The sequence below is a fragment of the Deinococcus aquatilis DSM 23025 genome (genome assembly GCF_000378445.1).
Classification (GTDB): Bacteria; Deinococcota; Deinococci; order Deinococcales; family Deinococcaceae; genus Deinococcus; species Deinococcus aquatilis.
Map to the genome: position 1 here is coordinate 41813 of NZ_KB899706.1, position 12119 is coordinate 53931.

The window sequence follows — 12119 nt, forward strand, 5'->3', positions numbered from 1 at the left end:
TCCCTGACATCCTTGGCCGAATTCTGTCGTGGTTGCCCCGCAACAGGCCACATCAGCAAGGTTGTCAGGACTCCCCCCCACTCCGGGGGGATGGCCGCAAGGGCACCTCAACCACGCCGCAGGACTGGACAGAGCGCTTGTGCAGGCGATTCCTAAAGGAGGAACGCCATGCACCCAGAGCTCGTCTTCGAAATGCGTCAGCACACTACCGTTGTCCAGGCCGAGAGTCTTCACGCCGCACTTGGCATCCAGACCGATCTGCGAATCTGGATCATCATGCACACCGCTGCAGGTCAGGCGGAGTTTGGCATCGATGTTTTTGATAGCGGTTCATCCCTCACCGCCTGCTGGTCACTGGCCTTCGCGGCAGAAGTGGCGCAACTGGAGCACGACCCAGCTTTGGCTCAGCGGCTGCTCTCTGGCCGCCGTTCCCTGCTGGCCTGAGCGTTGGACGTAAACAGTCCAGTCTGCGGCGGAGGGACGTAAGCACTTCAGGCCGTGCTGCTGCGCCCAGGGGTGAAAGCCGATTCTTCTCCACTGGGCGCTCGGTGCTCTCAGAGCTTCAGATGCGCGTGCGGCACCCCCCAACATCTCGCACAACGTTTCGAGAGGGCAACCTTTCATTCAATCCCCTCTGGCAGCGGCCACGCCTGCTGGCACGCTCTGTTCGTCCCTTCCCCTTCCCGGCCTGAAGAGAGCTCTTCAGGCCGCTGCTTTTTGGAGATCACATGATTCAGCACACCACTGCCCAATTCCCTCAGCCCAATCTCCGTTCCGCACGCTCCGTGCTCTCCGCCCTGACTCGTCGCCTGACCACGTTCAGCCTCAGGCGTTTCACCCAGGCGCACAAAGCCAAACGCCTGGCCCAGCGCAGACGCGAGCTGATTGCAGAAGTGTTTCAGCCAGTGATGCAGCCAGGATGGCAACTGGTTCTGCCGAAAAGTCTCAATGATTCAGCGTTTCTGCACCTGCCGCAGGGCCGCTTCCGTATTCTCCTGCGCACCCTCCGGCAGCCTCGCGGCACTTTCGCGTTCTCCCTGAACCACCGTCCGGCACCAGACGAATGCGGCTGCATCCTGCTGTGCCTCAACTCGGCGTCTCAAGAGGTCAACGTTCTCGTGTCTGCAGGTGGAAGGGGTATGCCTTATCAGCGGTTTACTGTCGACGAGGCCCGCACATATATGGAGTTCAGCGTTTCCTTGAGAGCGTAAGTTGGACCACGATCACGCGTCTGTACCTTTAGGGTGACTTTCCAGCAGGGCACCCTCACCCTCCATTGCACCTCTCAGCTTGAGTCCTCTCCTGACCTGAGGTGAACAGATGCAGCCTGTCGTTCGGCAGTATCCAACTTCTTTCGCAGCAGTGTTGCCAGCCCTCTGGTGGGACTGCTGTTCCTGTTTCAGCAAGCAGAAACCCACTGAGGAACTGCTTGCCTTGGTGTTGTCGCACCTCTAGGAGTTTCTATGACTGATCTGACCATGACCGCCCAGCCCCCTCTCACCTCTTTAAAAAGCCACGATGATGTCGTGCGCGGCCTGCCTGAACCGATTCCCGCGCCCGGATTGCCCATTAGAAGACGAACCCGACTCAAAGTTGCCGACCTGATGGCGACTGAGTTTCCCCCTCAGCAGTTCATTGTGGAAGGCTTGCTCCCCGTGGGCCTGTGCATGGTGGCGGGTGCGCCCAAGATTGGCAAATCGTGGCTCACTCTGGATCTGGTGATTAGTGTCGCCTTAGGCCGTCCATTCCTGAACCGAGTGACCCAGCAAGGGGCTGTGTTATATCTGGCTCTCGAAGACTCACCAAGGCGCTTACAAGAACGCCTCAACCGCATCGCTCCTGGAACGGCTTGGGAGACTGCGCCGCTTGAGATCTGGACGGAGATTGATCCTATAGATGAAGGTGGTTTGGCCGCGGTGAGGGGCTGGCTGGAAGTTGCAGATTGTCCCCGTGTCATTGCGTTCGACGTCTGGGGAAAGTTCGACTCCCGCGGCACGGGTACAAAAGATGAATATGCCCGCATCACGCAGACTTTGCAGCCTCTTCAGGCAATTGCCGCAGAGTTTGGGGTGGCCGTGGTGCTGATTCATCACACCAAGAAGACGCAGGGGGAAGGCTCTGCAGGCAATGATCCTTACGATCAAATCATGGGGAGCCGAGGCCTGACCTCAAATATGGATCTCACCATGATGCTCACCCGAACCCGCTTGCAGCGGGACGCAGTGCTGTCCATGACTGGGCGAGACGTGGAAGAAAACGCCATTCAGTTGACCTTCGACAAGGCGTCTTGTCAGTGGAACGAAGCGACCCATACCTCAGGGCCGAGCTTCTCTCCTGAAAAGCAGCTGGTCATGGACACCGTATCAGCAGGCTTCACCAAAGCCACGACAATCGCTGCCCACCTTGGCAAAAGCAGAACGTCCGTCACCAATCATCTGAGTGACTTGGTGCGGGACGGCCATCTGGTGCGGCTGGGTGGGGGCGAACACGGCCTACCGGTTCCTGAATCTGAAGACGACATCGATGCTCTAACGCCTGAACCCGCTGACATGACAGACAACAGTGACAGCGAAGTTCGCTTCCAGTACGACGTTCTGATTTAGCCCCTCACCCACAGCGTGTCAGGCTGTCAGTCATGTCAGGGACTGGGGATCTGGTCCAGTCCCTGACCCCCAACCCGACTTCACCCATCCACACATTCGTTTGCGCCCATGGGAGGAATACACCAGAATGCCGCCATAAACCTGTCCACCGCCGGTTGTCCCTCTCACTCCCGCTAGGAGCTTTCCCTTGCTGCACCTCGATGATCTGCGTTCTCTCCGCTCGCCTGCTGCCTTGGCCGACCTCTATCACCTGCTGGGTTATCCGGTGGATCAGGAGGCCCCGGCGTATACACCCGACGACATCGGGATAGAAGGAGCGGCGGCCAATGACGTGCGCCGGGTCTGGCTGCTGGTAGATCTGGGCGAGGGCAGTGACGGCCTGCAACACGTTCACTTTGAGGTCACTGACCTGCACGCAGCCACGCTAAGGCGCGTCACTGAGGGTTTCCTGAAACGGCCCGGCGAGTACCTGCTCACCTTTGCGACCACACAAAGCGACTTTGAGCGGCTGGTGTTTGTTAAACCCCGCCGGGACGGTGGGAGCGTCAAACTGGGCCGCCTGAGTGTGCAGCCCGCGCGTCCCACGGCGCATGACCTCTCCCTACTCCGTGAGGTCGCCCGACCTGCCGGACAGCGCGCGCAGGCCGCCCACCTCGCGCAGGTCAAGGCTTTCAATGTTGAGCGCGTGACAAAGCGCTTTTACGACGACTACCGCCGCCTGTTCGAGCATGTGCGCGGCGTCATCCGCGACGAGAACCCGAACGCCCAGCTTGGCCCACTGGAGCGCAACCGCCCTGAAGACAGGGCCAGTCTGCATGCGTTCACCCAGCGCCTGCTGGGGCGAATCATCTTCTTGTATTTTATTCAGAAGAAGGGCTGGCTGGACGAGGCCCCTGATTTTATTGCCGACCTCTATGGCAAGGCGTCCGCGCACCCTGGCGGCAACTTTTACCGCGACGGTCTGGAACCGCTGTTCTTCAACGTGCTCAACACGCCGCGTCCCAGCAACGCCAGCGATCTGGGCCGGATTCCTTACCTCAACGGCAGCCTCTTTGAGCGCGAGTACCCGCAAGACACCGTGCTGAACCTGCCCAACAGCCTGTTTGATCCCCGCGTGACCGGCAGCATTCTGCATACGCTGGGCGGCTACAACTTCACCATTGCTGAAAGCGGCGCACTGGAGCAGGACGTAAGCCTTGACCCCGAAATGTTGGGCAAGGTCTTCGAGAACATGATGGAAGAAGAGGAAGCCGCGCAGAGCGGCACCTTCTATACGCCACGCTCCATCGTGCAATTTATGGTCGAAGAAACCCTGACCCGGTATTTGGCAGACACCACCGGAATTGGGCAAGAGCGTCTGCTGCTATTGGTGGCCGACGACAGCGCCGTACATGACCTGAGCGCCCCCGAAGCCAACGCCATCATTGAGGCGCTGGGCAAGGTGCGTGTGCTTGATCCGGCGGTGGGCACGGCCTCAATGCTGGTGGGCTTTCTGAGCGCCATGATCCGGGTGCGCCGCAGTGCTGAGGCCCGCCGGGGCGTGAACGTGACCGAAGGCAGCCCCGCGCTGGCCAGTTGGAAGCGTGAATACATCCAGCACTGTTTGTACGGCGTCGACATCAAGCAGGAAGCCATTGAAATTGCCCGCTTGCGCTTGTGGTTGAGTTTGGTGGTGGACGCGCAAGAGCCTGAACCACTGCCCAACCTCGAGTACAAGCTGATGGCTGGCGACGGCCTGCTGGAAACGGTGGATGGCACGCCCTTTATCAAAGTGGAGCAGGCCATTCTGGGCGATCAGGCCCTCGTGACCGAAAAGGCGCAAGCGATTGAAACCAAGCACGAAGCCTTTTTTGCCGAGCAGCACCCAGAACGCCGCCGCGCTCTGCGGCAAGAGATTCAACAGCTGGAGCGTGAATTGTTCCGCGCTGACGTGGATGCCCGCATCAAGGGGCTGGACGGCCAGATCAGGATTCTGGATGGCCAGATTGCTCACCCCACTCTCGCTGAACGCAGCCGCGCCACCCTTGCCAAGCGCCGCACTGCCCTTGCAGAAAATATGGGCCGCCTGATCGAGCAGAAAATTAAGGTGTGGGACGAGAAGGAACCTCTGCCCTTCTTCCTGCACAACGTTCACTTTGCCGAGGTGATGAAAGACGATAACCGGGGTGGTAACGGCGGCTTTGACATCGTGATCGGCAATCCGCCCTACGTACGTACACAACGTTTAGCGAAAAACTATAAAGAAGCCTTGCAAACAGCGTTCTCAGAGGTAGCTAGTGGAACTGCCGATCTGTACGTGTATTTTTATCAAAAAGGTTTGAATGTGTTGCGCGAAGGTGGACGCTTGGCGTACATCACGCCTAATAAGTTTATGCGGGCGGGATATGGTGAGAAGTTACGCGGCGTATTGAGCAGCAAAACTAGAGTAGAGATTCTAGCCGACTTTGGTGATTTGCCAATATTTGATGCTGTTGTATTAACCTCTATTGTCATGGTGCAAAAAGCTAAACCTGATGGTGAGAGTATTCGGATGTTGCCAGAACGTACTCTAAAGGCAAAGCTCAGCGAAAATCTAACTGAGGGCGTAGACAGTTTCCGTGAAGGCATGGCGAGCTTCCATAGCTTTGCTCGTGAAGTTATGGCGGCCCTAAACCCTAATGTGTTGACAACACAAGAATGGACTCTTGATGAACCGGGGGTTTTGCGGTTGATTGCCAAGCTTAAGAGCCAAGGTCAACCATTAGGGGAGATAGTCTCAGGACAATTTAGTCATGGTATACAAACGAGCTTGAATCAAGTTTTCATAATAGATAATGAAGCAGCGCAAGCATTCATATCTGAAGACCCGAAAAATTGCGATATAATTAAGCCGTATCTGAGAGGAAAGGATATAGAGAGATGGAGGATAAATGAGCGCGAAAAAAAGTACATAATTCTGCTTAGAAATACTGGCGATAAAGCGTTAGGCCATCCTTGGTCCAGTGAACGGTCGGAAAGTATAGCTGAGAGCATTTTTGAGAGTGAATACCCAGCTATTTACAGGTATATGAAGTTAAATGAACAAGAACTTAGAGATAGGACTGAGAAAGGAAGATTTTGGTGGGAGCTTAGGTCATGTGGATATTACTCTGAATTCAAAAAGAGTAAGATAGTTTATCCAGACATGGGTAGATTACCCAGATTCTTGTGGGATGAAAGTGGAGTTTATTTAGGTAATACAACTTATTTTATTTGCTCTACAGATCGGTGGTTAGTACCTATTCTAAACTCTAGAATGACTGAATATTTTATGAATTCTATCTCTCCAACTATCATGGGTGGCTCACGCCGCTATTTCAGTCAATACCTAGAGCAACTCCCCATCGTCACCCCAACCCCAACCCAAGCAGCCATGCTCGAAACATTCACCGATGATTCCCGTCTACCCGAACTCAATGCGCTGGTATACGAGATGTACTGCCTGACGCCTGCCGAAATAGAATTAGTGGAATCGCTGACGGCTGGAGCCTATGCGGGCGCGGGCGATGCAGCAGAGGAACTGGAAGTGGACGCGGTGGGGGCTTGAGTCGGCGCAAGCTGGTAGAGTCTGCTGCTGAGCAGGAAGCACGCGAGGCAGGTTTAACAGGTCATTGTGCCGCTCTTAGTGTGGCTTTGCGAGCGCAACACATCATTGACACTGGCCAAGTTGAACAGCCCGAGCAGGATTTGATCAGAGCCTATACACAGGCCCGGCAACTCGCTGGGCCGTTTGAAGAACGCTTACGACTGGCCAAATGGCCTGGCGGAGTTCAGGCTCAAGCGCGCCCGAATAAGGTCAAGAGTCTTGAACGTCTGGTAGAAAAGTATCTATATGCTCGTACGGCTTTGGTTGTCCCAGTCGACATTTTGGGAGCAAAAGTTGTTGTGGATTCACTCTGGGGGATGTATGACGTAGCTGCCTATGTCCAACGTGTCTTCCCAGTGGTGGCGTACCGTGACCGGGTCGTGCGACCTCAAAGTAGCGGCTACCGGGATCTTCAGTTTGTGCTGGACGTCAATGGCCATTACACCGAGCTAAAAGTGATGCATGCCATGATCGACGAACTAGACGGCTTTGAGCATCGGCTCTACGAGATTCGCCGGGGACTTCAGGCCAAAGAATCTGAACAGCAGGCCAATATGGTCATCGAGACTGAGGAGGTCGACCTCAACCTAGAAGACGCTGACTTCGGCGATCCAGTGCTGACTCCAATTGAGCAATTGGTGCTGGACACACTGGACGCTACCAGTGCAGACTTGTTCAATCAGGCTTGGAAGATGATTCTGGCCGCCGAAGCTCTGCAAAGGCAGGAAGGAGGATCCCCATGACACATCCGAAAACTTCCGAGAAAGTGGTCATCAAGAAGAAAGACCGTCCGGCCTTACGTCAGGATGAGAAAAAATTTCGGAGTGTAGGGGATACCCCCAGCTCTGTGCGGTATTACATGGTTGGCCGTGTACCTGTCAAGATGCAGGAACGCTTGGATGGGGTCGTGCTGCGCGCCTACAACCCAGTATTAGGTGGCTTCGTCTCTGACTCCCGTTATTACATCACTATTAAACGGCATGAGCGCGATGGAGACGGCGTACGTCGTATTGACGAGAATGAGTATAAAAGGCAAGTGGCCGAACTTAGGGCCGCCAGCACACTATTACGTTCTGTACCCTAATAACTCAAAGGTGCCAATTCGCTTCCCTTGATTCAAGAGGAGGCAGACACCTCAGTTATTTCAGGCTGACAACTCAATAGATATTCGCAGTGATCTCAGGGGTAACCTTGCTAGGCCACGTATTTGTGCTTACCATGTTAGGAGACTGCGGTTATGCTACTGAAGTGACTCATATCATCAGCTTTATCAACTTCAAAGGCGGCGTCGGGAAGACAACTACACTGGTACAGGTTGCAGAGACACTTAGCGCCATCAATAAATACCGTGTTTTAGTCCTAGATCTTGACCCACAAACGAATGCGACCATTGCTCTTATAGGGGAAGAACGTTGGCAGCAGGCAGATGAAGATAAGCAAACCTTGGCACACTTGTTTCTTGATAAGCTGGACGGAACCAACAACTTCGATTTAGAAAAGGCTTTGATTGTAGGGGTTTCCAACCTAAAAACACGCAAGATTGATCTTATCCCATCCAGCATTCAATTGGTTGAAGCTCAAGACCGTATGCATGAGGTGGCAATAAAATCATCCTTCACAATGTCTCCTATGGAGATTGTGAAGATGGAGCTGAGTGGATTATTTTCCAACTACGATTTTATATTGATTGACTGCCCTCCTAATCTTGGGTTCATTACGCAAAATGGATTAGAGGTTAGTCATTACTATGTAACACCAGTCATTCCAGACGTAATGTCTACATATGGGATTCCGCAAATTATTCAACGCATCGAGAAATACGCACGAACTCGAAAAATTCCTGTGAAGAGCCTCGGTGTGGTAGTGACCAAATTTAACTCTAGTAGTACTCTCCACAAATCGGTTGTGAAAATGCTTCCTCGTCAACTTGCCGGGTACTACACCATGGCAGGTGCTTCACCAGCCCTAATCTTTAAAACTACTATCCCCCAGGCCAACCGATATTCCGAAGTGATGGATTACACCGCACAACAGATTAGCTATAAAGACAAGTGGGGAACAGGAAACTCTGGCTCTCATGCCCTTCATTACTACCCTTGGGCACTGACTCAAGAGATCCTCTCAAGGCTTGAAGGAGAGGCAGATGAATAAGATTGTTGCTTTAGCCCAATTAGAGCGGTTGCTTCACTTCCTTGAGAGTTATGCAGCAAAACATCCAAGCTTTAGTCAAGAACTTGAGGCAGCTTTAGACGCGACAGAAGACAGTAAAACGCCCTTGAAAACTGCGATTTACACTGACCCTCATGAATATGTTGCGGAGTATGATCTCCCAGCCTTTGAAGAGCATCTGCTTCATGCAGATGAAGAACAGGTGCGTCATTATGCAAAGCGTTTGAAGCTTAAAGCATCTAAGAAGCTAGCATTGAGTGACCTGCGTCAACAGGTGTTGCAGACCATGCGCCAGCAGTTCAACAAGGGTTCGGCCTTCGCGCGTCAGGACACGTTTTCCGAGAAGGAGGCCCCCGGCGCTGCAGCACCCGATGAAACCTTCAAGGAGTCCGGGAGTTTGAAGGATTTACCAGCAGGCACATCTGCCCCTGAGTAAACCTATCCTGCGGCATCATGGCCGGGATGCCCCACACGCCCCTCCCCGATTTCACCGATAACGAGACCCAATATCTCTCTAGCGTCCTGACAGCCCTTATTGGCGAGTACGAACAGCGCAGGATGGATATTGCCACGGGCTTTTTCAGTCCAAACGTCTGGAACGTGATCGGTGGGGCGTTTTCGCAGCTAGAACACTTGCGACTGATGCTGGGTAAAGAACCCGACATGCCGCTGGATCGGCGGGGCCTCGAACTCAAGCGGTTCTTCCGGCAGCAGCTCCGCAAGGAACTGGAAGGCGAAACGCTGGGCAGTGCCTATGCCGAGATGATCGATCAACTCGTCGCCTTCCTGCGCCGCGAGACGGTGGAAGTGCGGCTCTTCGATGATCCCTTCTTGCACGCCAAGGCCTACCTGTTCCCGAATTACAGCATCGTGGGCAGCAGCAATCTGACCGTCAATGGCCTGCGGCATAACTCGGAACTCAACACGGTCACCAAGCAGACTGGCGTTGCCAAGCAGCTCCGGGAGGAGTGGTTTGAGCGTTTCTGGACGCGAGCCGACGATTACAAGCAGGACCTGATCGACGAGCTGGAACGCAGCAAGTTCGGGGCACATCCCTACACCCCCTTTGAGGTGTTCGTCAAAGTGCTGTTCGAAAACTTCCGCGATTCGCTAGGGTTGAACGACCCCGGCGATACACCCGGCGTCATCAACCTCGCCGAGTTTCAGGCGGAGGGCTTCCGGCTCTCAATCGGCCTCTTGGAGCGCTTCGGGGGCGTGATGGTGGCCGACGCAGTGGGCCTCGGCAAGTCCTTCATGGGGCTGAGCATCCTCGAGGAGTACCTGATCAAACGCCGGGCACAATTCGGAGGCCGGGTGCCGCGTGGTCTAGTCGTGTGTCCGGCCCAACTGGAGAAGCTGGTCTGGCGGCCCCTCTTGGAGCGCTACGGCATTCCTGCGCAGGTCGTGAGCATGGAGTCACTGGGCCGCGAGGACTTCGACTGGAAAGCCTTTTCCAACTTCGATGTCGTGATAGTGGATGAAAGCCACAACTTCCGCAACCCCGGTGCGAGGCGCTACATCAACCTGATGCGCTTGCTGACCGGGGGCCGCAGTGACAAGCGCATTGCCCTGCTCACGGCCACCCCAGTGAACAACACCATCTGGGACTTCTATCAGCAGGTGATGCTGATGACGCGGGGCCGGGACGACGCCTACAGCGCCTATGGGGTGCCCAGCCTCAAGTCCTTTATCACTGGTGTGACACGCGGCACCCAAGAGTTCTACGATCTGGTCGAACACAGCATGGTGCGCCGCAGCCGCCGGGACGTGCGCCGCCGTCAGGAGCAGGGTGAGGCAGTAATCATCGCCGGGCAGGAAGTGCGCTTCCCCAAGCGCCGCTTGCACCGGGTCGAGTACAGCCTGACCGATCAGTTCGGTGACTTCTACAGCGGCCTGGTGGGGCGCATCGAGCGGTTACGGCTGGTCGCATATAACCTTGAGCGCTACAAGCTGGACGCCGATGCCACCGAACTCAGCAAGCGCGAGGCGCTGACCGGCATCTTCAAGACCAACTTCCTGAAGCGGCTGGAAAGCAGCGTGCATGCCCTCTCATCCAGCATCGCCAACCAGCGTCGCTTTCAGGAGCGTTTCTACACGCAGTTCAAGCAGGGCCGCCTCCTGGACGCTGGCACCAACCGCAAGGTCGAGCAGGTGCTGCGTCTCGCCGCGCTGGAAGATGATGCCGAAGGCCCCCGCATTGACGGCCTGCTAGGTAGTCTGCCAGAAGTGAAGAGCACCGACTACGACGTGCCGCGTATGGAGGTCGAGATTCAGGCCGACCTGGACGCACTGATCTGGATGGAAGGGGCCATTAAGACCCTGCTGGTCTCGCGCGGTGACGGCGGCGAGCAAGACGCTAAGGTCGCCGCTATCAAGCGAGCTCTTTTGGAACGCTGTGCCGAGCAGGGCTTTGGCAAGGCCATCGTGTTCAGCTATTACCACGACACCGCTGATTACATCTACCGCGCCCTCATCCATGACGCGGAGTTTATGGCGGCCATGACCCTGACCCCGGAGCGCGTAGCCTTCCTCAGTGGCGGCAGCAACGGCGATACCCGCAACGATGTGGTGAGACGCTTTGCCCCGCGTTCCAACCGCCGCAGCGAAGATGACGACCACGATTACCAGAAGCTGCTGGATCGTCCCATTGATCTTCTCATCAGCACTGACGTTCTCAGTGAAGGGCAGAACCTTCAGGATGCAGGCTTTCTGCTGAACGCTGACTTGCACTGGAACCCGGTCCGTATGATTCAGCGGGCTGGACGCATCGACCGCCTCGGCAGCACCTTTGAGGAACTGGAAATTGCCAACGTGTTCCCCGAAGAGGGGCTGGAAGAGGTGCTGGGCCTGGTCGAGCGCCTGCAAACCCGCATAGCCGACATCGACCGCACGGTGGGCCTTGACGCCAGTGTGCTGGGCGAAGCCGTGAGCCGCCGTTCCTTTGAGGAATTGAAGCGCATCCGTGCCGAAGACCAGAGCGTGCTGGACGAACTGGAGCAGGAGAGCGAACTCAGCTACGGCGACGAGATGCGCCTGCCGCTGATCTCTGCCCTGCAACTGCTTGGGGAAGCGTTTGTGGAAGACATTCCGCTGGGCACTCACAGTGTCCACGCGTCACCAGAAGGCACGCAGGGGATTTTCTTTGCCTTCCGGGTTGGTGAGCGCGTGCTGTGGCGGGTCTATTCCTTGCAGGAAGGTGCAATTCCGCTGACGTCCAAGCGTGAGATTTACCGCCGCATCGCAGCCCAGCAGGACACCCCCCGCGCCGAACTGCCCGCTGGGCAGGAGGTGTATCCCTTCCTGGAGCAGGCCATCAAGGACATCCTGGCGGAGTCGACCCGTGCAGCCAAGAAGAGCCGCTTCAAGGTGCCGCTCAAGGGCAACAACCTCACCCTCTCGACCTGGTTGCAAGACGCTTTTGTACGGACGGCGCTGGAGGCCTCCCTTCAGGCCAGATTGCTGCACACCCTGGAAAACCGCTCGTTGAGCGGCTTCGAACGCGACCCAGCCCTCAAGGCGATTATTGCTGGGATCGGGGTGCAACAAGCAGTTGTGCTGGCGGCTGACCTTGAAGGCTTTTTCGTTGACAACAAGCTGCTGGTGGATCAGCCATCTGAGCGCGTCACGATTCAGGACATTACGCGCGCTCAGGTGGAACTGATTGCCTATGAATGGCTGACCTGACGGACAGAGTGACGAGCAGGGAGTGTCAGCCTGTCAGTCATGTCAGGGGGGCAGATGGC

9 protein-coding genes are annotated in these 12119 nt (G+C 55.8%); all 9 read left to right on the forward strand.

Annotated elements, in window-relative coordinates; genetic code table 11:
• Positions 1-168 precede the first annotated feature (168 nt).
• The 9 genes from F561_RS0108675 to F561_RS25130 all read left to right on the forward strand — a co-directional run bounded on the left by F561_RS0108675 (position 169) and on the right by F561_RS25130 (position 12060).
• The gene (locus F561_RS0108675; protein ID WP_019009565.1) at positions 169-444 is read left to right on the forward strand and encodes a hypothetical protein; all 276 of its coding nucleotides are present in this window, start codon (positions 169-171) and stop codon (positions 442-444) included.
• 284 nt (positions 445-728) lie between these two features.
• A complete protein-coding gene (locus tag F561_RS0108680) occupies positions 729-1211 on the forward strand; it encodes a hypothetical protein (protein ID WP_019009566.1) in 483 nt (160 codons plus the stop codon).
• 252 nt (positions 1212-1463) lie between these two features.
• Positions 1464-2603, forward strand: coding sequence for an AAA family ATPase (locus F561_RS0108685; RefSeq protein WP_019009567.1), 1140 nt, complete (start codon positions 1464-1466; stop codon positions 2601-2603).
• Between the two features lie 187 nt (positions 2604-2790).
• A complete protein-coding gene (locus tag F561_RS0108690; protein ID WP_019009568.1) occupies positions 2791-6168 on the forward strand; it encodes an Eco57I restriction-modification methylase domain-containing protein in 3378 nt (1125 codons plus the stop codon).
• Positions 6165-6950, forward strand: coding sequence for a nucleotidyltransferase family protein (locus F561_RS28775; RefSeq protein WP_157451681.1), 786 nt, complete (start codon positions 6165-6167; stop codon positions 6948-6950). The genes F561_RS0108690 and F561_RS28775 overlap by 4 nt, the downstream gene beginning before the upstream one ends.
• Entirely contained in the window at positions 6947-7291 is a 345-nt protein-coding gene (locus F561_RS0108700; protein ID WP_019009570.1) for a hypothetical protein, read from the forward strand. Before F561_RS28775 ends, F561_RS0108700 begins: the two co-directional genes overlap by 4 nt.
• A gap of 164 nt (positions 7292-7455) precedes the next feature.
• A complete protein-coding gene (locus F561_RS0108705) occupies positions 7456-8358 on the forward strand; it encodes a ParA family protein (protein ID WP_040380233.1) in 903 nt (300 codons plus the stop codon).
• Positions 8351-8812 (forward strand): hypothetical protein, encoded by a 462-nt coding sequence (locus F561_RS0108710; RefSeq protein WP_019009572.1) that lies wholly within the window; start codon positions 8351-8353, stop codon positions 8810-8812. Before F561_RS0108705 ends, F561_RS0108710 begins: the two co-directional genes overlap by 8 nt.
• A 17-nt stretch (positions 8813-8829) precedes the next feature.
• A complete protein-coding gene (locus tag F561_RS25130) occupies positions 8830-12060 on the forward strand; it encodes a helicase-related protein (protein WP_019009573.1) in 3231 nt (1076 codons plus the stop codon).
• Positions 12061-12119 lie beyond the last annotated feature (59 nt).